Source organism: Pseudomonas sp. DR208 (assembly GCF_019823005.1).
GTDB classification, from domain to species: domain Bacteria; phylum Pseudomonadota; class Gammaproteobacteria; order Pseudomonadales; family Pseudomonadaceae; genus Aquipseudomonas; species Aquipseudomonas extremorientalis.
This window is the reverse complement of sequence record NZ_CP081944.1, coordinates 3,157,057-3,179,940: the sequence shown is the minus strand read 5'-3', so window position 1 is coordinate 3,179,940 and position 22,884 is coordinate 3,157,057. Positions and strand designations below refer to the sequence as shown.

Here is a 22,884-nt window from a genome sequence, read left to right as displayed (position 1 = left end):
TTCAAAAAAAGCATTTCAATCTTCCGCAGCCATGTCCCGCAACCAGCCTTTGAACGCCAGCATCGCCGCCGTCTCGGCCCGCGACTGCAAGCGCGTCAACCAGTAACTGCCGGTGGTGATGCCGACATCGAACGGCTGGCGAATCACATCGCTCTCCAGTTGCCGCGCAAACATCATCGCCGGCGCCAAGGCCACGCCGAGGCCTTGCAAGGCCGCCTCCATCATCGCCAGCGAAGAATCGAACACAATGCTGCGCGGCAGCAGGGTATCGGCGGGCAAACCGGCAGCCTGGAACCACAGGTTCCACTCATCGGCGCGGTAGGACCGCAGCAAGGTGTGTTTCAAGAGGTCGGCCGGTGCGTGCAGCTGTTCGGCCAGTTGCGGTATGCAGAGTACGGTAAGCGGGGCCTCCAGCAGTTCGCAGGCATCCGTACCGTGCCAGGCGCCGGCGCCGAAACGGACGGCGTAATCCAGGCCTTCGGCGGCCACGTCGACACGGTTGTTGTGGGTCGACAGGCGCAGGTCGATAAACGGGTAGCGCTGCTGAAAATCCGCCAGGCGTGGCAGCAACCAGCCGACCGCGAACGTGCCGACCGCACCGACGGTGAGGACCTCGCGGTAATGCCCGCCTTCAAATTGGCCGAGGGTGTGAGCAATGCGGTCGAAGGACTCGCGCAACACCGGCAGCAGGGTTTCACCTTCGCGCGTCAGCATCAGCCCTCGTGGCAGACGTTTGAACAAGGTGACATTCAGTTGCGCCTCCAGGCTTTTCACCTGATGGCTGACCGCAGCCTGGGTCACACACAACTCGATGGCCGCCCGGGTAAAGCTCAAATGGCGGGCCGACGCCTCGAACGCGCGCAGGGCGTTGAGGGGCAAATGGGAACGCAGCATGTCCTACCCTAGATTTTCTAATGGCAGCTGCAAGATATCATCGTTTGTCGAAGGGACCGAACCTGACTAGATTTGCCACGCCTGCGCAGGCCCCGATCGTCAGTGCATCATTTACATGGAAGCGAATAACCATGAATTCCAACGTTAGAAATTTCCTGATTTCAGCCTTATTTATCAGCTCCGGCACCTGCATGGCCGCCACCGACCTGCGCCAGGTCGTAGACAGCAGCGTCGACCCCCTGATGCAGCAGCAAGGCATCGCCGGCCTGTCGGTGGCGGTGGTGAACAAGGGTAAGGTGCAATACTTTAACTACGGCGTCGCCAACAAAGACAAACAACAGCGCGTGACCGAAGACACGCTGTTCGAGATCGGCTCGGTGAGCAAGACCTTCACTGCCACCCTCGGCGGCTACGCTGCGGCAAGCGGCAAGCTGAAGCTGTCGGACATGGCCAGCCAGCATCTGGCCGCGCTCAAGGGCAGTGCCTTCGACCGCATCAGCCTGCTGCAATTGGCCACCTACACCCCTGGCGGCCTGCCGCTGCAGTTTCCAGATGCCGCCGACAGTGCCGGCACCATGCTCAATTATTTCCAGCACTGGAAACCCACTTACGCCCCAGGCGCACAGCGTCTGTATTCCAACCCCAGCATTGGCCTGTTCGGCTACCTCAGTGCGCAAAGCCTGGGCCAGCCGTTCAACGTCGCCATGGAGAAAACCCTGCTGCCCAAGCTGGGCCTGACGAACACCCATGTCAGCGTGCCGGCAGACAAAATCCCTACCTACGCCCAAGGCTACGACAAGGACCAGAAACCCGTGCGCGTCGGCCCCGGCGCGCTGGACAGCGAAGCCTATGGCATCAAGACCAGCACGCAGGATCTGGCGCAGTACGTGATGCTGAACATGCACCCGCAAACCCTGGAGAAACCGCTGCAACAGGCCATCGCCACCACCCACACCGGTTACTACACGGTGAACGGCATGACCCAGGGCCTGGGCTGGGAGTACTACCCCTACCCGATCACGCTGCAAGCGCTGATGGAGGGCAACTCCACACCGATGGCCATGGAGCCGCACACGGTGAAATGGTTGGCCCCGGCCCAAGCGCAGCCGGCCAACGTGCTGTACAACAAGACCGGCTCGACCCGTGGGTTCGGTGCCTATGTGGCCTATGTGCCGAGCAAGGACATGGGGGTGGTGATTCTGGCCAACAAGAACTACCCGAATGCCGAACGGGTGAAAGTGGCCCATGCGATCCTGAGTGCGCTGGACCACTGATGCACACGCCCCGCAGGAACCGGCAAGCCGGCTCCTGCACGTTGGGTTACATACCGAGCCAATGCGGCAGCGCCAGCGAAATGAACGGCAAGTACGTGACCATGATCAGGAACACCAACAGAATCATCAGCCACGGCATCGCCGCGCGGATGGTCTGCCCCAGGGTCAACCCGGTCACCGCCGAGGTCACGAACAGGTTCAGCCCCACCGGCGGGTGCACCAGGCCGATCTCCATGTTCACCACCATCACGATCCCCAGGTGGATCGGGTCGATGCCCAGCTTCATGGCAATCGGGAAGAAGATCGGCGCCAGGATCAGCACAATGGCCGACGGTTCCATGAAGCTGCCCGCTACCAGCAGCACTACGTTGACCATGATCAGGAAGCCAATCGGCGTCAGCCCTTCGGAGATCACCCACGCGGTGATTTCCTGGGGGATCTGTTCGGTGGTCAGCACATGGGCAAACAGCATGGCGTTGGCAATGATGAACATCAGCATGATTGCCAGGCGCCCGGACTCCAGCAGCACTTTGGGACAGTCGCGCAGCTTCATGTCCTTGTAGACGAACAACGCCACGAACGCCGAGTATACCGCCGCCACTGCGGCCGCTTCGGTCGGGGTGAACATGCCGCTGTAGATGCCGCCGAGGATGATCACCAGCAGCAACAGGCCCCAGAAGGCGCGGCGTGCGCAGGTCAGCCATTCGCGGAACGTCGCCCGGGGCTGGGCCGGCAGCTTCTTGATGCGTGCGACGATGTAGATGGCGATCATCAGCATCAGGCCCAGCAACAGCCCTGGAATTACCCCTGCCATGAACAGCTTGCCGACCGAGGTTTCAGTCGCCGCCGAATACACCACCATCACAATCGACGGCGGGATCAGGATGCCCAGGGTGCCGGCGTTACAGATGATCCCCGCACCGAACGCCTTCGGGTAACCGGAACGCACCATGCCCGCCACGGCAATCGACCCCACCGCCGCCACCGTCGCCGGTGACGAACCGGACAGCGCCGCAAACAGCATGCACGCCAACACCGCCGCAATCGCCAGGCCGCCACGAATATGCCCGACACAGGCGTTGGCAAAGTCGATCAGCCGCTGCGCCACCCCGCCGGTGGTCATGAACGCCCCGGACAACAGGAAGAACGGGATCGCCAGGAAGGTGTAGGCGTCGGAGGTCTCGAACAGCTTGATCGCCAGGGAACTCACCGAGTCCTGGCTGAACATCAGGATCGACACCGCACCGGACAGCCCCAGGGAAATCGCGATGGGCACGCCGAGGAACATGAACACGAACAACAACAGAAACAGACAGAGCACGGCCATCAGTGACGCTCCTCATGACTGCCGGCCAATTTGCTGGCCTCACCGGCCTCGTCGGCCAAACCCAGCCCGACCTGACGGTGGGTAAGGATGCGGTAGAAAATTTCCAGGTAGCGGATAAACACCATGGCAAAACCGATGGGCACGATGATCACGATGTCACCGACGTCGATGCCGTACTGGTCGAGGTCTTCGGCGCCGATATGGGCGGTCATCACCGCACTCACCCATTTGTAGCTGGCGATCATGAACAGCCCGGCATAGGCCAGGCAGCACAGGCAGGCGAACATCCCGAGCACGCGTTGCACCGGGCGCTTGGTCAGCTTGACCAGGGCGTCCACGCCCAGATGGCCGGCGGTGCGCACGCCGTAGGAAATACCGAAGAAAATCAGCCAGCCAAACATGGCCTTGGTCAGCGCCACGCTCCAGGTCATGTCCTGGGCCCAGGTCATGGTGTGGTCGCCCAGGGCAGCGAAGAAGGTGCTGCTGAAGGCCCACTTGTCCGACAGGGCAAAGAACAGCGTGTAGATGTTGTTGAGCATGACGTAGACGAATGTCACCAGGGTCATGGCTGCCAGCAGGAAGGCAATGAAACCTTCCTCCAGGTGCTCCCAGACGCGCCTTAGCGTTTGCATGGCAAAACCTCGCGAAAGCAAATGAGATATCGATATGTGGGAGGGGGCTTGCCCCCTCCCACATTGGGGGTTACCGATTGGAGGCGTCTGCGGCCTTGATCAGATCAGCCCCGATCTCACCTTCGAACTTCTGCCACACCGGGCGCATGGCTTCGCGCCACAGCTGGCGTTGCTCCGGGGTCAGTTCGATGATTTCGCTGGTCTTGGCGTCGACGATCTTCTGCCTGGCCGACTGGTTCAGCGCCTCGGCCTGCTTGTTCACCTCGACGGTGACCTCGACCATGATCTGCTCCAGGGTGCTGCGGATGTCCGGTGGCAGGCCGTTCCAGAACTTGGCGTTGGTGATCACCATGTAGTCGATCAGGCCATGGTTGGACTCGGTGAAGTACTTCTGCACCTCGTTGACCTTCTGGCTTTCATAGTTCGACCAGGTGTTCTCGGTGCCGTTGACGGTGCCGGTCTGTAGGCCCTGGTACACCTCGGCGAAGCTCATCTTGCGCGGGTTGGCGCGGATCGCCTTGAACTGCTCTTCCAGCACGCTGGAGGCCTGTACGCGGAACTTCAGGCCACGGGCATCCTTGGGCTCATGCAGCGCTTTGTTGGCCGACAATTGCTTTAGGCCGTTGTGCCAATAGGCCAGGCCGAGGATGTTCTTGTCCTGCATCGAGGTCAGCAGTTCCTTGCCCTGGGCCGCCTGGAAACGGTCGACAGCAGCCAGGTCATTGAACAGGAACGGCAGGTCATAGATCTGCACCTGCTTGGTGTATTGCTCGAACTTTGCCAGGGACGGCGCCAGCATCTGCACGTCGCCCAGCAGCAGCGCTTCCATCTCCTTGCCATCGCCGAACAGCGACGAGTTCGGGTACACCTCGACCTTCACCTTACCGGGCAGACGCTCTTCGGCGAGCTTCTTGAACAACAGCGCGCCCTGGCCTTTGGGGGTGTTTTCGGCCACCACATGGGCGAACTTGATCACGATCGGGTCCGCCGCCTGAGCCAGGCCTGCGGCAAACAAGGTGGCGGCGCACAGCAGCGCCCGGGAGAGCTTGAGCATGGAAAATTACCTTCTTATTGTTGTGTTGTAAGGCAAGGTGCCTGATGTGACGCGTGTAGTGAATTTCGAATTTTAGATACCTGCGTTCGGAGTGGCCGAACGCTGCGCCTGGGCCGCCAACAACCTTTGTGCACGCAGCAACACCGGCGCATCCACCATCTGCCCATCGATCTGGTAGGCCCCTGCCCCATGGGCGCCGGCGTCCACCACCCGCTGCGCCCAGGCCAGGTCTGCGGCGCTCGGTGCGAGCGCTTCATGGATCACGGCCACCTGCTTGGGATGGATACACAACGCCCCGGCAAAGCCCATTTCATAGGCATGCCGGATCGAACGGCGCAGGCCCTCCGGGTCATCGATGGCCGGGTGGACGCCGTCCAACGGCGCGACCAACCCGGCGGCGCGGGAGTGTACGATCAGCGCCAGGCGCGCCTGGTCCAGGGCGAACTGCGCAGCCGGGGAGTTGCTGCTCAGGTTCAGGTCCAGCGCCAGGTCCAGCCCACCAAACGACAGGCGCTGCACCTGCGGCGCATGGGCGATCTCGGCCACAGCCAACAAGCCACGGGCGCTTTCGATAATCGGCCAGATCACTTTGCCGGTGGCGGCAACCACCGCTACCTGCGCGGCACTTTCAACCTTGGGCAGCAACACCCCCGCCACATTCGCATGGGCCTTGCAGAACGCCACATCCTCAAAATGCTCGGCATGTTCCGGCGCATTGATGCGCACCCACACCTGGGCAGCGGGGTTCGCCGTCAAAAACACCCCGAGGTTATCCCGCGCCTGGCGCTTGAGCGGCTCTTCCACCGCGTCCTCGAAATCCACGATCACCGCATCGGCCCCACTGGCCAGGGCTTTGGAAAATCGTTCCGGTCGGCTACCGGGTACAAACAACGCCGAACGCACCAATGGCTTTGGCATGACACAATTCCTTATTCAGATAACGCCGCGCGCGCGCAGGCTGTCGATGGCATCGCCGGAGTAACCGAGCTGATCGAGAATGTCCTGGCTGTGTTGACCCAATGCCGGAACGCCGTCCATGCGTGGGGTGAACGCGGCATTGCGGGCCGGCGGCAACAGCGACGGCAGCGGACCGGCCGGGCTGTCGACTTCACGCCAGCTGTCGCGCGCCTTGAGTTGCGGGTGGTCCCACACGCCTTGCATATCGTTGACCCGGGCGCTGGCGATCTGCGCCTCCTCCAGGCGCTGGATCACCGCTTCCGCATCCAATTGCGCAAAGCGGTCGACGATGATCTGGCGCAACACTTCACGGTTGGCCGAGCGCTTGAAGTTGGCGCTGAAACGCTCGTCCGCCGCCAGTTCAGGCGTGAGCAGCACCTTGTCGCAAAACGCCGCCCATTCGCGCTCGTTCTGCAACCCCAGCATGACGGTGCCACCATCGCCAGTGGGGAACGGCCCATAGGGGTAGATCGTTGAGTGCGCAGCGCCAGCACGCGGTGGCTGCGGTGCGCCGTCGAAGGCGTAATACATCGGGTAGCCCATCCACTCCACCAGGCTTTCCAGCATGCTCACGTCGATGCGACTGCCTTTGCCGGTCTTGCCGCGCAGCAGCAGCGCCGAGAGGATGCCGCTGTAGGCGTACATGCCTGCCGAGATGTCGGCGATGGAACAACCAGCCTTGGCCATCTGGTCGTCGCCAGGGCCACCGGTCACCGAGAGAAAACCGCCTTCGCTCTGGATCAGCAGGTCGTAGGCCTTCTTTTTCTCGTACGGCCCGCCCTCGCCGTAGCCGGAAATATCGCAGACGATCAACCGTGGGAAACGCTCGTGCAGCGCCTCGAACGACAGGCCCATGCGCGCCGCCGCGCCGGGCGCCAGGTTCTGCACCAGCACATCGGCATCGGCCAGCAGGGTGTCGAGGATATCGCCTGCCTCGTCCTGCTTGAGGTCCAGGGTCAGGCTTTCCTTGGAACGGTTGGTCCACACGAAATGCGAGGCCAGGCCGCGCACGCGCTCGTCGTAGCCACGGGCAAAGTCGCCGGCGCCGGGGCGTTCGATCTTGATCACGCGGGCGCCCAGGTCTGCCAACTGGCGTGTGCAGAATGGCGCGGCAATCGCATGTTCCAGGCTGACAACGGTGATGCCGTCCAGCGGTCTCGGGTTAGTCATGACAGTTCCTCAGAGCCAGTGGGCCATGGACGTGGCGTTGCGCAAATCCCAGACCTTCTCGATCACGGCGTTGGCCTGGGCCGGTGTGCGGGCGCCGCTGAACTGGCTCAGCCGCTGGAATTTATCCGCCAGTTCCGCGCGGCTCAGGGTGTTGCCCGGGTCGCCCTTGGGCTCGTCGATAGCACCGTGCAGCGTGCGACCCTCCACCGTGGTGACGGTGACGCGGCCGAGCCAGCGTTGCGGGTAGGCGCCGTCGACTTCGGGGTCGAGGGTCATGCTGACCTTGTCGCGAAAAGCCGAGACGGCTGGATCGGTCAATGCCAGCTCATGGAACTCGGTGAGACCGGCCTTGCCATGCACGCCAATCAAGCCCAGCACGGTGCCCATGGAGAACTTGGCCTGGTGCACGCTGGTCGGTACGTTCACGCGCCCCAGCACATCGATCGCGCCTTGATGCACGCGGGTTTCGACGCGGGCAATATCGGCGGCGGCGAGACGTTCGCGTTGCATCAGGTCCAGCAGCGCATCGGCGGCCGGATGGGTATGGCGGCACGAGGCGTGGAACTTGAACGAGGTTTCCAGCAGCGCCCAGCGACTGCCAAGGCCGGCGGACAACCTGCTCGGCTCGGCATCGCTGGACATGCCCGCCGCCAAGCCCTGGTCACCTTCCAGGATATTACGCGCCCCCGTCAGCCCATCCGCCGTCAGGTATGCGGCGAGCAACCCATCCGCTGCCGCCTTGGCGGTGTGCAGTTGTTTGGAGTCGGCGGCATCGCGCAGGAACTCCCACAAGCCGGCGGCCTGGGTGCCCGCGCTGCCGAGCAGGTTGATGAATTGTTCCTGGTTGAAATCCAGCAGCTTGCCCACCGCGACCGCCGCCGCCAACGTGCCGACGGTGGCCGTGGTGTGGAAGATGCGGTAATGGGAGCGCCCCATGAATTCGCCGATACGGATACCAGCCTCGTAGCCGGCCACCGAGGCCAGCAGCAAGTCACGGCCGGATTTGCCCAGGTCCTGGGCGGCGGCCAGGGCAGCCGGAAACACCACGGTGGCCGGGTGCAACACGGAGCTGTTGTGCAGGTCATCCTGCTCCACCAGGTGCGACGAAGCACCGTTGACCAACGCGGCGAAGTAGGCGCTGCTGCCGGCGCCATTGACGATCACTTGCGCCGGGCCGCTGCTCGGCCCCATCTTCTGCGCATAACGCTCGAACAATGGAATCGGATGCGCGCCCTTGCTCGCCAGCGCCGAGGCCAGCCAGTCCAGGTACAGGTCTTCGGTGCGCGCCAGGACGTTTTCGGGCAACTGTGCGTAGTGCAGGTCTGCCAGGAAGCGACACAAGGCTTGGGTATGGCTCATGGTCGGGCCCTCAGAAGCTGCGTGGCAGTTCGAGCAAGTGCTCGGCCACGTAGGACAGGATCAGGTTGGTGGAGATCGGCGCCACCTGGTACAGGCGCGTCTCGCGGAATTTGCGCTCCACGTCGTACTCGCAGGCAAAGCCGAAACCGCCGTGGGTTTGCAGGCAGGCATTGGCCGCCTCCCAGGACGCCTTGGCTGCCAGGTACTTGGCCATGTTGGCGCTGGCGCCGGCATGCTTGCCGCTGTCGTATTCCTCGCAGGCACGCCAGCGCATCAGGTCAGCCGCTTCGATCTCGATATGCGCTTCGGCAATCGGGAATTGCACGCCCTGGTTCTGCCCGATGGGCCGGCCAAACACCACGCGGTCACGGGCATACGCGCTGGCTTTTTCGATAAACCAGCGGCCGTCGCCGATGCATTCGGCGGCGATCAACGTGCGTTCGGCATTGAGGCCGTCGAGGATGTATTTGAAACCCTTGCCCTCTTCGCCGATCAGGCTGTCCAGCGGCAACTCCAGGTTGTCGAAGAACAGCTCGTTGGTCTCGTGGTTGACCATATTGGCGATGGGCTGCACGGTCAGGCCGTTGCCGATGGCTTCGCGCAGGTCCACCAGGAAGATCGACATGCCTTCGGATTTCTTCTTCACCTCGGCCAACGGCGTGGTGCGCGCCAGCAGGATCATCAGGTCGGAATGCTGGATCCGCGAGATCCACACCTTCTGGCCGTTGATCACGTACTTGTCGCCACGCTTGATCGCGGTGGTCTTGATCCTGGTGGTATCGGTGCCGGTGGTGGGCTCGGTCACGCCCATCGATTGCAGGCGCAATTCGCCGCTGGCCAGCTTGGGCAGGTAGAAGCGTTTCTGCGCTTCGCTGCCGTGCCGCAACAGGGTGAACATGTTGTACATCTGGCCGTGCACGGTGCCGGAGTTGCCGCCGCAGCGGTTCACTTCTTCAAGGATTACCGAAGCTTCGGCCAGGCCCAGACCGGAACCGCCGTATTCTTCGGGGATCATCGCCGACAGCCAGCCGGCGTCGGTCAGCGCCTTGACGAAGGCTTCGGGGAAGCCCTTCTCCTCATCGATCCGGCGCCAGTAAGCGGCATCGAATTCAGCGCACAAGGCGCGCACGCCGTCGCGGATGGCATTGAGTTCTTCGTTGTCATTCGGGTTCATCTGCGGCTCTCCGCCTGTTGTTCTTGGATTATTCGAAATGCACCTGGGCTTGCTGCGCCAGGCCATCGGCGTTGCCGGCCCACAGCTGGGCCACACCGGTTTCGGTCACGCGCCCGCCCACTTCGAAGGGTTGCGGCGCGATCAATGGGCGCACGCCGCGATAGGCAAACCGGCGCAAGGTGGCGTCGGGACGGGCGCGGCAGAACGCACGCAGGCCCAGGGTGGCGATCAGCGGCCCGTGCACCACCAACCCCGAATAGCCTTCGGTGCCGGTGACATAGGGGTAGTCGTAGTGAATTCGGTGGCCGTTGAAGGTCACCGCGCTGTAGCGAAACAGCAGGGTCGGCGTGGGGTCGACGGTTTCGGACCACTCGCCCTGCTCCAGCGCCTCGCCGCTGCCCGATTTGGGCGGCGTGGGTTCGCGGTAGACGATGTCCTGTTCCTCGCGGATCGCCAGGCGGCCTTGCTGGGAGTAGTCGTGGCGCACGGTGACGAACAGCAGCGCGCCAGTGCGGCCGGTCTTTTCTTCGACCTGGGTGATGGTCGACACCCGGGTCGCCGCCTCACCGGCACGCAGGGCATGCAGGAACTCGATGCGCCCACCGGCCCACATGCGATTGCGATTGTCGGCTGGCGGCAGGAAGCCGCCACGGGCCGGATGACCGTCAGTGCCCAGGGCGGTTTCCGGCAGTGGGTCCTGGAAGAAACACCACTGCCACAGCGGCGGGATGTCTGCGCCGTCTTCGGGCACGGCTTCGCCGAAGGTAGCGGCAATACGCTTGAGCAGGTTATGGCTGAGGTGGTCGTGGGCGGTTTCGCTTCGGCCGATCCAATCGGTGGCGCTCATCGGGTGCAGGTCCTCGGGCAGTGAGTGTCTGCCCCGGATCATGCAAGGACGCACCCGTTCCGGGAATTTGCATTTCAATAAACCAGCGTTCGGTTATGCTGAACGCCGCCATCCTGTCCCGGGAGTCTTGCATGCACTTCGATCTGGCCGACCTGCGCCTGTTTATCCACATCGCCGAATCCCCCAGCCTGACCCAGGGCGCCAAGCGTGCGTTTCTTTCGCCGGCCGCCGCCAGTGCGCGGATCAAGGCCCTCGAAGGCCAACTCGACACCCGCCTGTTGTACCGCGACAGCCGTGGCGTGGAGATCACCCCGGCCGGGGAGCGCCTTCTGCACCATGCGCGGTTGATCATGCGCCAGGTGGATTACCTGAAAAGCGAGTTCACCCAATACGGCGTGGATTCGGCCGGGCATATCCGCATTTTTGCCAACACCACGGCGGTCACCGAATTCTTGCCAGAGGTGCTGGCGGGCTTCCTGTCCCAGCGCCCTGGCGTAACGGTGGACCTGCAAGAGCGCCTGTCCCGCGACATCGTGCGTGGTGTGCTGGATGGCACCAGCGACATGGGCATCATCGCCGGCCCCGTGGAAGCCTCGGGGTTGCAGGTGCTGCACTTCAGCACGGATAAACTGGTGCTGATGGTGCCGGTGGGGCATGCACTGGCGCAACAAACCTCAGTCACCCTGGAACAGACCCTCGCCTACCAACACATCGGCCTGCATGAAGGCAGCACCTTGCTGAGCTTCTTGCGTGAACATGTCGAGCGACTGGGCAAACACTTGTCGCTGCGCATCCAGGTGTCGAGTTTCGAGGCGATCTGCCGCATGGTCGAAGCCGGCGTGGGCATCGGCATCATTCCCGAGTCCGCCGCTGTGCGCCACAGCCGTACCATGCGGCTGGTGGCGGTGAAGCTGGATGAGCCCTGGGCAATCCGCGAGCGCAGCATCCTGGTGCGGGAGCTGGAGGCGCTGCCCGGCACCATTCGGGCGTTGATTGCCACGTTGATGCCGGACTCGGTCAGTGCAAGCTGAGGTTACGCAGACGCGCACCGTCCACGGTGACATGGCTCAAACGCCCCTGGTCATCGAATAACAGCCAGCCGTCCTCGGTGCGACGGATGTTCACTTCGTAACGAGGCCAGTGCAGCACCGCACACAGGTGGTCACTGGCGCGATGGATAAAGTGCCAGCGCGTGTCGCGTTCACCAGCGATATAGCCGAACACCAACCACTGCGCGTCGAGGGCAACGCGCACCGGGTCGCCGTCGAAGAAACCTTCGTCACAGCCCGGCATGCGATACCCCTTGCGGTTGCCATTGACATCCAGGATCAGCGTCGGCTCTTCGTCATCGCGACACCTGATCCCGTACTCGATGGTTTGGTCGAGTGCACAGTACAGCGCGTGGCTCTCCTCCGACTGCGCGGATGCCGGATCGCGCCCGGCCAAGCGACGCTCAGGCAAGCGATAGTGCCAGCGTTCGACACCCTCGCGCGGGTTGTAGAGCCAGAGGAATTCATTATGTTCGTTGCTCTTGAGCGCGCGCAGCGCGCCCGGCAAGTCGCTGACATGCCACAGGGTCTGAAAGTTGCGGTCCACGTCCACCACGCGCAGTTGCCGGTCGTGACCGAGGGTCCAGGCGCTGCCGTCAAACTGCTCGGCGAATACATCCAACACCTGCACGCCCAGATCGGTGGCGGTACGGTTGACCAGGTCGAGCTTGCTGATGCGCCACACCCGGTCACGCCGGGCCAGCACCAGCGCCATCTGCCGACTGTGGGCCAGGACAATCCGCTGGGCCGGCACGGCGAAGTGGAACAGTGGCTGGCCGCTGGCATCCGTCACCATCGCACCGGCCTCGCCCAGCGCCACCAGGTAACGCTCGTCATCCAGCGCCACCGCGTCGTATATCGGTCGGCTGCCCTGGGTCGGGGCGGTCCACTCCAGCGCGTCGCCCACCCGTACCAACGAGCGCATGGCAGGCCGCTTGAGGGCCTGGCCAGGCAAGTCCGCCTGCAATAATTTATCGCGGCTCATCTTGACCAGCGCTTGCAGCTGATTGAAGTTCAGCCCGCCGCGACCACTGAGTTGGTCGGCGATCACCGCGTGCACGGTGGCACCGGCCAGCCAACTCAGGGCAGCGGCATCGGATTTGTGCGCCAACAGGGCGTGCGCCAGGGCATCACGCTCGGCGTATCGGTCGGGATCGTCACGCAACTGTTCGATCCACGGCCCATAAGCTTCCAGGGTCTGCGGCAGCAGAATCGCGCGTTTGACCAAGGCGCCCATCGCCAGCCGCCCACCGGCCGCTTCGGCATCCAGCAACCATTGCGCCGCGCGCGGGCGCTCATCCGGCAGGCTCCACACCACCTCGACGGCTTGCAGCCACAGGCCCTTGGCGATCAGCGATTCGGCCCACTCCAGGCGCAAACGCTCGGCAATCTGCGGCTGCCTGGCCTGGAGCAACACCACGGCATCGGCAAACGCATCGTCACGCCGTGCCACCAATAAGGCACGCTGCCAGTTCTCGGCCAGGCACAGCAAGCGCACGATGACCGCTGACGGCATGTCCCAGGCCAGGGCCAGGTCGGCAGCCTGTTGGTAACGTGCGTGTTTTTCCAGGTAGTCGAGGGCTTCCTGCCGCTCCTTGAGCAGTTCGGCGAGGACAAATACCGCTTCTTCGATCCGGTTTTCCCGGGCCAGGCGCTCGTAGGAGCGGCGATAGACCTCGCGCAGGTGCTCGGTCAGGCTTTGTTCGAAGTGATAGGCGCGGCCTGGCCCGCTCTGCTGGCTGAGGGTCAGGTCCTCGCGCCGCTGCGGCGTGCCGAAGTTCTGTTCAGCCTCCGGTTCCTGGCCTCCCAGAGGAATGGCATGGCGCAAGGCTTCGGCAAAATCACCGTCCTCGAACATCTCCAGCATGCGCTGCATGTAGGCGGCCTGGCGTTTGCCGTAGAGCCTGGACAATTTTGAACGCTCGGTCAGACGGGTCAGCCAACGGCGCCAGGCGGAGGGTTTATACCGAGCCGGTCTGGCCCGCTCGGCGATGCCCGGATCAGCCGGTGCTGAAGGCACGGCGCCGACGGGCCGCACGCCTCGACGCAGGTATTTGTTGATGCCCATCAACAAGGCAGTGAACACCGTTGCGCCTAGCAACATACCCAGGATCACGCGGCTGATGTCTTCAGTGGTCGAAGCAGGAATCGGCGTCAAGGGTTGGGATTGGCTGTGAATGGCCATCCAGATCAACCCGGCGACCAACGCCAGGGTAGCGCCCAGTTTCAACGCTGGGTACTGCGCGGGCGCCTCACTGGCCCATGGCTGGGCCGCCTTGGGAGGCGCTGCTTTCGGCGCTGGCAGTTGGCGCTCCAGCAATGCGCGGATCACGCCTTCCTGCTCGGGACTGACCGGCGCCAAGCCGCCAAGGATCTCACGCACATCGGTGATGTCCGGCACGGGCAGCAGCGGCACAACCGGCGCATGACAATCGAAGGTATCGAGTAAGGTGTAGGCACTGATCTCCAGCCACAACCCAGGTTCAAGGACCTCGGCGTCGCGCAGCTGCAAGGCGTGAACCTGGCTGCCGCGCACCAGCCACAAGTCGGCGGTGGGTAAAGCACGCAGCTCGTCAGCGGTCAGCCGTGCCGAACACAACCCACGCCCCTGGCGGACCAGCGGCCAGCCGGCAAGGGTCTGGCAATCCAGTGCGACGGGCGCGCTGAACTGCAACACATCTCCGTCGGCAAAACGGTAGGCAGCGGCACCCGTGCGCCAGTGTCCGAGGATCAGGCGAGCCCGCTCCTGCGTGGTGAAGCGGTCAGCAGGCAACCACACACCGTCGATGGACTGGTGGCCGGTCAGCAGCGGTCGGCGGATCAGCAGGGGTTCGTGCTCATGCATGGGCAGGCTCTTGTTTCAGGTCGCACATGACTTGCAGACGCATGTCGCGCTCGGTGACGTTGAACACCAGTAGTTCCCGGGCGGTGGTCAGCACCGCCACCAGCCCGCTCATGGGACAGAAGCTCGCACGGGCAATCGGTGCGGAGGTGGTGAACAGCGTCTGTTGCAGGCCTTCCGAGTACAGGCCGACGGTGTGCTGGTTCGGGCCCAGCAGTACCAGTGCATAGCACTCCTGCGCGGCCACGTGGTGATGCAGGCCGATAGCACTCCAGCCCGGCGCCAAATCGATCTGCGCCCTTTTCGCGGGGAAGCTGTCGTGGGTCACCAGGCGCCAACTCTGGCGGCCATCATGGTGAGTGAGTAATGCGCACCCGCCAAAGGTGTACTTCCAGTGGGCGGTGCTGGCGAACAGTACCTGGCTAACCCCGGCCGCTGCACCGACCGCATAGCCGGAACTGCGGACACCGGAGGCTGTTGCGGGGTACGCCACCAGTTGCCCGGCCTCGCTGCGGGCGTAGACCAACGACAAGGCATCCAGCTGCGCCAAGCCTATGACATTGTTGGTCACCGAGAAAAACGCGCCCCTCGGTCCATGACCGGGACGCTGCCAGTGGGCGAGTTGACCATTTGTATCGAGCACATACAGGCGTTCCGCTTGTTGGCCGCGCAGCCACACCGCGGGCAGCAAGGTCGCGGTGCCCGGTGGCAAGTGCAGCTCTTCGCGTGCAGGCTTGTTGGCGGAAACAAGGCCGGGGATATTCCAGAAGGTCAGGATCTGGCCATCACCGAGCACCGCACCGAGGCTGCGATAATTAAACGCGGCGGCAAACACATGCTGGTGCTTGCCCCACAGGCGACGGCGCACCTCCAGGGCTTTTTTCTGGTTTTTGTGCGGCAGCTTGATCACCGCCATGCCATGTTCGTCGAGCAGGCGCAGGGCGACATAGTTGCCTGAGCCGGAGATGACCGGTGGCAATGTCAAAGCCACCCGCGCCACCCGCCCGCTGGCGGTGGGCGCCGGGGTATGCGCGGCGTTTTCGAACTGGCCCTTGAGCAGGCGCACCGATTGTTGCTCGTCGGGCATGGGCAGCGACACGCGTCGTGACTGCAAGGCAAAAGACAGACTGCGTCCGTCCAGGTTGCGCGCAATCTGCACGCGGTGGGTGCAGGTCTTGGAATCGGTAGGCGGCAAGCGCTGGCCGACCACCCAGCACTCTCCCACCCGATGTTCGGCCAGGGCGTCACGCCAAGCCAGCCAATGGGTGTCGCTCACCACCTCATAGGTGCGGGCTTCGAGCAAGCGCTTGAGTTGCGCCGACGAGTCCAGCTCATGCAACACCGACGTGCCCTGCAGAATGCCCCAGCGCAATTGCGCCCCCGCCTCCTCGGCTCGCCGCGCCAGCAATATCAGCAGTGCCAGGTGTACCAGGCGCGCGGCGCCCAGTTGCAGGGGGCCGGCGTCGAACAACACCACGATCAGGCGGTTCGCCGCCTGGGCGCGGTACTGTGGCGCGAGGAACATATGCTCGCCGCCGACCGCCCGGCGCAGGAACTCATCGGGCACTTCATCGGCCAGCAGCCATTCGCTGGACAGCAGCCGCTCATAGGGGCCGCGCCGGTGTAGGTCGCCCAGGCCGTCGGGCTCCGGCACACCGCCCTGGTGCAGGCCTCGCAGCGGTCCCAACAGGGGGTTGAGGCGGCCCAGCAGGTCGGCGAACACGGGTAACTGTTCCGGGGCAAACCATTCCAGCCAGTGCCGCCAGGGTTGCAGCGACTCAGGCAGTTGCATGGGTGACTCCCCAATAATCAGCGATACGTTGCACAAGGGCGGGCGAAACAGCCAGCAAGCGGTCCAGCGGGACCACGGCCGCAGGCTCATGCCACACCAGCAGTGGCGAACGCTTGAAGCGTGCTGAAAAGGCCTGGCCCAACAGGTCCTGGGGCACATCCGGCTCCCAACTGGTCGGCAACCAGAGGTGTGGCGCGCTGGCGCTGGGGGCCGCGTAAGCCACGCCGTCGACCCACGGCAGATCAGCCGTCGAGCCCGTCACCACCAGCACCTCACCGTTGGCCGTGGCGTGCAGACGCGCGGCGAGTCCAGCCTCCAGCAGCGCCAGGCGCCTGAGCATCCGGCGTGCCGCATCACCCCAGGCCACGGCGGCTTGCGCCTCGGCGGGTGCCTGGCGTGAGCGCCAGCGCCAAGAATGGGTCAACGCACTCATTCGGCAGGTGTCAGCAAACGTGTGAGTTGCCCCCGTGCCTGCTGCAACGGCTCGGGCATCGTCTGGCTGTTGAAGTTCGCATCAATTTCGCGCAACAACCCTTCGAGCGCCGTACTGGTCGGCGGTTCGCTGCGGGCGAGATAGTCTTCGGCGGTTTCCAGCAGGCGATTCAAGCGTGACATCGGCTGCAACGTGGCCTCTTCCACCGCGCTGAACAGATGGCTGTTGCTGGAGGCGGCAAACAAGTCGCGCAGCACTTCACGACCGTGTTGCTGGGTAGCCTGGGTTGGCAACACGTAAAGCAGCGGCCACAAGTCAGCGTCGCTGGCTTCGAGGCGGCCGCCGAGCAACGCGGCAGCGGCGATCAGGCGTTGGGATTTGACAATACGCCGGTCGGACAGCTGGATACCGGCTTCGCGCAAACGGCGAATGGCCTGGGCCAGTGCCGGGCGCACGACGCTCAAGTCGACGTGTTTCAAGGCCTGGCCGAGGGTGTCCAGTTGCGCTAGCCCGAGTAACTGCTGCACCGGGCGCTGCTCCGACTGCCAGCCACCGGCCAACATCGCCTCCAATTGGTTGTCCGGCACCGACTCGACAAACAGGTGCAACAGGAAACGGTCACCAAAGGCCGCCAGCGCGTCATCGTCCGGCAGGCCGTTGGCCGCGCCGACGCACACCCGCAGCGGGCATTGCACCTGGGTATGGCCACGGCGGAAACGCCGCTCGTTGAGTACGCCGAGCAAGGTATTGAGGATCGCGGTGGAGCCCAGGAAGACTTCGTCGAGAAACACGATGTCGGCTTCCGGCAGCATGCCGCTGACATCGGTTTCCACCGTGCCTTCGCGCAGCTTTTTCAGGTCGACCGCGCCAAACAGTTCGGACGGTTCGGTGAAGCGCCCGAGCAGGTACTCGAAATAGCGCCCGCCCATGGACTGCGCGACGCGCCGCACCACTGCGCTCTTGGCGGTGCCGGGTGGCCCGATCACCAGGATATGTTCCTGGGCCACCGCCGCCAGCACGATCAGTTCGGCCAATTGCTCGCGCCCCACCAAGCCTTCGGTTGCGGCACGTACAGCGTGGCGGATTTGCGCGGCAGCGCTTTGCAACTGAGCAATCATGGGCGTCTTCCCTGAAACCAAAGCGCTGAATCTTGCCTGAGGCCAAGGTAATAGCAAAGCGTTGTTACATGTTCTTGTAAGGAGTCAGCCGTGCTCATGGGCTGGTGCGTTAACACTCTTTGACAGTTTCTCGACAAAGCTGCCAAAGACCTCCGGGTGTGGCCTCCCTAGCATTCGAGCATCCAAACCACCTGCCGGGTGCTCTTCATGCTTCGCACATTGCGCGGTATTCCATTGCTCGGTTGCCTGCTGGGCAGCATCGGCTGCCATGGGCAAGCCTCTGCCCCGCCGCCGATCCCCAAGGGCGACTACAGCGCGATCATCCGCTACCTGCAAACCCGCATCCCTCGGGACATGGCCCACGCCAACGTGCCCGGTTTGTCGATTGCCCTGGTCAATGGCCAGGAGTTGATCTGGGCCCGTGGGTTCGGCTTGGCCGACAAAACACTGGGCGTGCCGGTGACGCCGAACACGGCGTTTCGCGCCGGTGCGATCTCCAAGCTGCTCACCGCCAGCGCCGCCCTGCAACTGGTTGAACAGCAGCGGCTGGCGCTGGATGCACCGATCCAACAGACGTTGCGCGAGTTCTATGTGCGCTCGCGTTTCCACACCGACCAGCAGGCCGCCGACCGCGACATCACCTTGCGCCGCCTGCTCAGCCATCAATCCGGCCTGCCCAGCGAGCACCTGCGCGACCTGCGCAACAGCTATGCCATGGGGCAGATGCCGATGCGCCTGTCCGGCGTCTGGCTGAGTACACCGCCCGGCACCCAGGTGGCCTATTCCAACCTGGGTTATGCACTGGTCGGCGCGGCGATCGAGCGCAGCAGCGGCAGAGCGTTCGAGGCCCAATTGCAACACAGCCTGCTCAAGCCGCTAGAGATGAACCAGGCGAGTTTTATCGGCACCGCCGCACAGGTGAGCTATCGCGCCCAGGGCTATCAGGACGGTATCGCCAGCACCGACGCGCAGGTGCGCGACCTGGCGGCCGGCGGCTTATGGGCCAGCCCCAAGGACCTCAGCCATTACGTGCAGATGCTGTTCGCCGAGGGTCTGTACAAGGGCAACCGGGTGATGAACCAGCGCTCCATCGATGACATGTTCACCCAGCAAAACACCGGCAACGCCCTGGACTTCGATTGCCGGATCGGCCTGGCCTGGTTTCTCGCACCGTGCGGTGACGAGCCGGTCGGGCCTGGGGTGCGCACCTATCAGCACAGCGGTGGCGGCGATGATTTCGCCGCGCAGTTGACCGTGCTGCCAGACCAGCAACTGGCGGTGATCATCATGGCCAATGACAGCAACGCCGAAGACCTGGTTGCCACGTTGGCCACCGACACCCTGCGCCTGATGCTCCAGGCGCAGACCGGCGAGCCGGTGTGCAGCGAAGATTGCCAGGCGCCCCGTCACGGGCTCAAGCTGCGCCAGGTGCCGGCCGCCGTCGACCGCCAGCGCCTGTCCGGGTTTTACGCCACCGCCTGGGGCGTGTTCCGCATCCGGGACGACGCCGGTCGGCTGCGTGGCGAACTGGCCGGCTACGACTTCGAGCTGCTGCGTGACGACCACGGCTGGCTGCGCGCGCAGAAGAAAGTCCTGGGGTTCTGGCTCAAGGACCTCGGCGAACTCGGCCGCGTGCAGTTGGATGTGATCACCGTGCAGGGCCGGCAGATGCTCACCGCGCGCAGCCACGGCCAGCGCATCGCCATCGGCGAACGCATCGACCCGCCACCCTTGCCCATGGCCTGGGCCGACACCGTCGGCACCTACCAAGTGCTCAACACCCACGAGCCCGATGCGCCGTTGAGCGGCATCAGCGTGCGCCTGGAAGAAGGTTTCCTGGTGATTCGCGGCCAACTGCACGACGAGCCGCTGACCGACTACATCCTGCTGCCCGTGGACAACGCCCATGCCGTGCTCGCCGGCAACGGCTATGGCCTGGGCGACACCGTCAGCCGCCAGGTCAACGGCCTGAGCGCCTCGGGCTACTCCTTCAAACGTACCCATCCACCCTTGAGTTTCTGACCGACATGAAAACCCTGATGAGCCCCAAAAACCTCTGCCTGTCCCTCACCTCGTTGTGTTTGCTGGCAGGCGCCGACGCTGCACTGGCCGAGGACTGGACCTACAGCCTCAAAGCCGGCGTGGCCAATCTGCCGCGCTACAGCGGCAGTGACGAGCGCATGACTGCCCCGGTGTTCGGCGGCGCCATTGTCAGCCCCTGGGGAATTTTCCTCGATACCGACAAGGGCCTGGGCTGGGGCTACGAAGGCAACGCCTTGAGTTTCAGTGCGTATGTCGGCGCCAGCGCATCGCGCAAGGACAAGAACGAATCCCTGCACTTGGGCTCCAAGCGCCTCAAGGGCATGGGCGAAATCAAGTCACGCCCGCAACTGGGCGTGAGTGCCCACTACAATCTCGGCGGCGCCATTGTCGGCGCGACCCTGGAACATGCCCTCAAGGAAGATGACCACAAGGACAGCGGCAAGGCGTTCACCCATCTGGAATTGAGTCTGGGCACCACGCTGTACGAGGGGCGTTATGGCTCCGTCGATGCCAGCATCAACAGCCACTTTGGCGACCGGGACTATATGCAGACCTGGTACGGCGTCACCACCGGCCAAGCCGCGCGCAGCCGCTTCAAGGCCTACAAGGCCGGTGCCGGCAATATCAGCAATGGCCTGAACCTGGCCTGGAGCCTGCCGATCAGCGAGCACACCGAGTTCTCGACCTTGCTGGATGTGCAGTACCTGGCGGATGAAGCGGGCAAGAGCCCGATTGTGGAGCGGCGCTTGCAGACGTCGGTGATGAGCGTGCTGGAATACACGTTCTGATTGGATAGGTGGGAGGGGACTTGCCCCCGATGGCGGTGGATCAGCCCACATCGCTATCGGGGGCAAGCCCCCTCCCACACTTGATCTCCATTGAATGTAAAAGCGCTATTCGGCGTAGGCCCAGGTCATCCGGAACGACGCGCCGCCCCATTCCGAATCCTGCACTTGCACCTGGCCGCCGTGCCACTGCGACACCCGCTGCACCAGTGCCAGGCCCAGGCCGAAGCCACCGGTACGACGGTCGCGGCTGTCGTCCAGGCGCATGAAGGGCTGGAAGATCTTCGAGCGGCCTTCCTCCGGCACACCAGGGCCGTCGTCACACACCCGCACTTCATAGCCGCTGCCGAACTTGACCAGCGACACTTCCACACGCCGCTCGGCATACCGAATGGCATTGCGCAGCAAGTTGATCACCGCCCGCGCCATAAAACGCGGTTCGATCTGGATGTAGTCCACTTCGCAGGTGCGCAACGACAACTGGATACCGGCGGCTTCGGCCTCCAGCGCCACGCTGCCGATCACACTGTCGAGCCAGCTGTGGGCCTCGATGCGCTCGCGGGTGACCTGGGTGGCGCCGCGCTCCAGGCTGGCGTAGGTGAGCAGTTCGGAGACCATTTCTTCCAGCTCGCCCAGGTCGGCATACATGTCGGAGATCAGTTCGCCGCGCAGACGCGGGTCGATTTGTTGCTTGAGCTGGTCGAGTTCGAACGACAGGCGCGCAATCGGCGTGCGCAGCTCGTGGGACACGGCGTTGGTCAGTTCGCGCTGGTTGGCGATCAGGCTTTCAATGCGTTCGGCCATCTGATTGAAGTGCCCCGCCAGCTCGCGCACGGTGGAACGGCGCGGCAGCAGGATGCGTGAACCGAGGTCGTTGTCACCGAAGCGTTGTGCGGCCAGGCGAATATGCTCCAGGTCGCGCCAGTGCGGGCGCACCCAGAAATACAGCACGATCGCCAGGCACACCCCGAGAAAACCATAGGCCCACAGGTAGAGCCACTTGGGCTCTTCCGGCAGTTTGATTTCCAGCAACTGCGGGCCACCGTCAATGCTGGCGAGGAACTCCATGAAATCACCGCGCACCACCAGCAAGTCAGCGGCCAGCAGTTGTGTCTCGCGCTCGGTGAGCGCCTGGGTGTCCTTCTGGACCAATTTCAAGTGCAGCCCATAATGGGGCTGCAACTCGGCCAGCCGGGCCTGGCGTTGGTCGGCGCCGAGCGGACGCAGTTGCTCTACCAGGGCATACGCCGGGCCGCGCAAGGCTTCGCGGTTATAGGTTTCGTTGGCTTCGGGCAGCAGCTCGTCGAAGGTGTAGTTGACCAGCCAGATCGCCCCCGCCAGACCGAGGGCCAGGATCACATACAGGCGCAGAAACAGCCGCAGCATTTAAGCCTCCCACGCGAACGGGTTGAACAGGTAGCCCTTGCCCCAGATGGTCTTGATGCACACCGGTTCACGGGGGTTGTCGTTGAGCTTGCTGCGCAGTTTGCTGATGTACACGTCGACGCTACGGTTGAGGCCGTCGAACGCGATACCGCGCATGCGGTTGAGGATGTCATCGCGGGACAGGATCGTGCCTGAGTTGCTGGCCAGCAGCCATAACAGCTCGAATTCCATGGTGGTCAGATCGATCTTGTCATCCCCCAGGCTGACCCCCCGGCAACTGCGATCGATGGCCAACCGCCCGAACGCCAGGGCACCGCGCACCGTCGGCTCCGGGGCCTGGCGCCGTTGCAGGGCACGCAGGCGAGCCAGCAGCACGGGCGGCTTGATCGGCTTGATCACATAATCGTCGGCACCGGACTCCAGGCCCAGGATGTGATCCAGGTCATCTTCCTTGGCCGTGAGGATCACAATCGGCGTGTCAGACACCGTGCGGATCCCACGGCACACATGCAGGCCACTCTGGCCAGGCAGCATCAGGTCCAGCACGACGATCTTCGGCTTGAACGCCAGGAACGCTGCAAGGGCCTCATCGCCCCGGTGCTCCACGCGCACCTCGAAGCCATGCTGCTCCAGGAAGTGCGCGATCAGCCCCGCGAGTTTTTCGTCGTCTTCAACGAGCAAGACCTTGCCCAGCCCCAGGTTTTCCATAAGTTCTCAGTGTGCAGACGCAGATTGAAGAGCGGGCATT

At 63.7% G+C, this 22,884-nt stretch carries 19 protein-coding genes; 4 read left to right on the top strand and 15 right to left on the bottom strand.

From position 1 onward, the window contains the following. Positions 1-15 precede the first annotated feature (15 nt). Entirely contained in the window at positions 16-894 is an 879-nt protein-coding gene (locus tag K5K89_RS14460) for a LysR family transcriptional regulator (protein ID WP_071487915.1), read from the bottom strand. A gap of 131 nt (positions 895-1,025) precedes the next feature. Here K5K89_RS14460 and ampC point away from each other — a divergent pair, with 131 nt between their 5' ends. After that, positions 1,026-2,168 (top strand): class C beta-lactamase, encoded by a 1,143-nt coding sequence (ampC, locus tag K5K89_RS14455; RefSeq protein WP_222539588.1) that lies wholly within the window; start codon positions 1,026-1,028, stop codon positions 2,166-2,168. Between the two features lie 46 nt (positions 2,169-2,214). On the opposite strand, the gene dctM is transcribed toward ampC, so the two are convergent. From dctM to K5K89_RS14415, 8 genes are all read right to left on the bottom strand, one after another. Further along, entirely contained in the window at positions 2,215-3,495 is a 1,281-nt protein-coding gene (gene dctM, locus K5K89_RS14450; RefSeq protein ID WP_071487917.1) for a C4-dicarboxylate TRAP transporter large permease protein DctM, read from the bottom strand. Next, on the bottom strand, positions 3,495-4,127 hold the full coding sequence (locus K5K89_RS14445) for a TRAP transporter small permease (protein ID WP_071487918.1): 633 nt from the start codon (positions 4,125-4,127) through the stop codon (positions 3,495-3,497). Before K5K89_RS14445 ends, dctM begins: the two co-directional genes overlap by 1 nt. A gap of 70 nt (positions 4,128-4,197) precedes the next feature. Then, entirely contained in the window at positions 4,198-5,181 is a 984-nt protein-coding gene (locus tag K5K89_RS14440; RefSeq protein WP_092244101.1) for a TRAP transporter substrate-binding protein, read from the bottom strand. A gap of 72 nt (positions 5,182-5,253) precedes the next feature. Continuing rightward, positions 5,254-6,099, bottom strand: a complete 846-nt coding sequence (locus K5K89_RS14435) for an HpcH/HpaI aldolase/citrate lyase family protein (protein ID WP_071487920.1) — start codon at positions 6,097-6,099, stop codon at positions 5,254-5,256. A 15-nt stretch (positions 6,100-6,114) separates the two neighbouring features. Next, positions 6,115-7,308 carry a CaiB/BaiF CoA transferase family protein gene (locus tag K5K89_RS14430; RefSeq protein ID WP_222539587.1) on the bottom strand — a complete coding sequence of 398 codons (1,194 nt, stop codon included), beginning with the start codon at positions 7,306-7,308 and terminating at the stop codon, positions 6,115-6,117. A 9-nt stretch (positions 7,309-7,317) separates the two neighbouring features. Next, positions 7,318-8,667, bottom strand: a complete 1,350-nt coding sequence (locus K5K89_RS14425) for an MmgE/PrpD family protein (RefSeq protein ID WP_222539586.1) — start codon at positions 8,665-8,667, stop codon at positions 7,318-7,320. A 10-nt stretch (positions 8,668-8,677) separates the two neighbouring features. Next, complete coding sequence (locus K5K89_RS14420; RefSeq protein WP_071487922.1) at positions 8,678-9,841, bottom strand: acyl-CoA dehydrogenase family protein; 1,164 nt, start codon at positions 9,839-9,841, stop codon at positions 8,678-8,680. A 28-nt stretch (positions 9,842-9,869) separates the two neighbouring features. Continuing rightward, on the bottom strand, positions 9,870-10,688 hold the full coding sequence (locus K5K89_RS14415) for a MaoC family dehydratase N-terminal domain-containing protein (RefSeq protein ID WP_222539585.1): 819 nt from the start codon (positions 10,686-10,688) through the stop codon (positions 9,870-9,872). A 131-nt stretch (positions 10,689-10,819) separates the two neighbouring features. Here K5K89_RS14415 and K5K89_RS14410 point away from each other — a divergent pair, with 131 nt between their 5' ends. After that, positions 10,820-11,719, top strand: a complete 900-nt coding sequence (locus tag K5K89_RS14410; RefSeq protein ID WP_222539584.1) for a LysR family transcriptional regulator — start codon at positions 10,820-10,822, stop codon at positions 11,717-11,719. Here the strand turns inward: K5K89_RS14410 and K5K89_RS14405 are convergent. From K5K89_RS14405 to K5K89_RS14390, 4 genes are read right to left on the bottom strand one after another with little or no spacing between them, the layout of a single operon-like run. Continuing rightward, positions 11,706-14,582: a bpX6 domain-containing protein gene (locus K5K89_RS14405; protein ID WP_071487925.1), complete on the bottom strand. Its 2,877-nt coding sequence runs from the start codon at positions 14,580-14,582 to the stop codon at positions 11,706-11,708. The genes K5K89_RS14410 and K5K89_RS14405 overlap by 14 nt on opposite strands. Continuing rightward, a complete protein-coding gene (locus tag K5K89_RS14400; RefSeq protein ID WP_222539583.1) occupies positions 14,575-16,371 on the bottom strand; it encodes a hypothetical protein in 1,797 nt (598 codons plus the stop codon). The genes K5K89_RS14405 and K5K89_RS14400 overlap by 8 nt, the downstream gene beginning before the upstream one ends. After that, positions 16,358-16,804, bottom strand: a complete 447-nt coding sequence (locus K5K89_RS14395; RefSeq protein WP_083351457.1) for a hypothetical protein — start codon at positions 16,802-16,804, stop codon at positions 16,358-16,360. The genes K5K89_RS14400 and K5K89_RS14395 overlap by 14 nt, the downstream gene beginning before the upstream one ends. Then, positions 16,801-17,922 carry an AAA family ATPase gene (locus K5K89_RS14390; protein ID WP_071487927.1) on the bottom strand — a complete coding sequence of 374 codons (1,122 nt, stop codon included), beginning with the start codon at positions 17,920-17,922 and terminating at the stop codon, positions 16,801-16,803. The genes K5K89_RS14395 and K5K89_RS14390 overlap by 4 nt, the downstream gene beginning before the upstream one ends. Before the next feature lie 207 nt (positions 17,923-18,129). Here K5K89_RS14390 and K5K89_RS14385 point away from each other — a divergent pair, with 207 nt between their 5' ends. Both K5K89_RS14385 and K5K89_RS14380 read left to right on the top strand, forming a co-directional pair. Beyond that, positions 18,130-19,944 (top strand): serine hydrolase domain-containing protein, encoded by a 1,815-nt coding sequence (locus K5K89_RS14385; RefSeq protein WP_222539582.1) that lies wholly within the window; start codon positions 18,130-18,132, stop codon positions 19,942-19,944. Positions 19,945-19,961: 17 nt separating this feature from the next. Next, a complete protein-coding gene (locus K5K89_RS14380; protein ID WP_222539581.1) occupies positions 19,962-20,753 on the top strand; it encodes a MipA/OmpV family protein in 792 nt (263 codons plus the stop codon). A 105-nt stretch (positions 20,754-20,858) separates the two neighbouring features. On the opposite strand, the gene K5K89_RS14375 is transcribed toward K5K89_RS14380, so the two are convergent. Further along, positions 20,859-22,136, bottom strand: a complete 1,278-nt coding sequence (locus K5K89_RS14375) for an ATP-binding protein (RefSeq protein ID WP_222539580.1) — start codon at positions 22,134-22,136, stop codon at positions 20,859-20,861. Further along, entirely contained in the window at positions 22,137-22,844 is a 708-nt protein-coding gene (locus K5K89_RS14370) for a winged helix-turn-helix domain-containing protein (protein ID WP_071487930.1), read from the bottom strand. Positions 22,845-22,884: the final 40 nt, after the last annotated feature.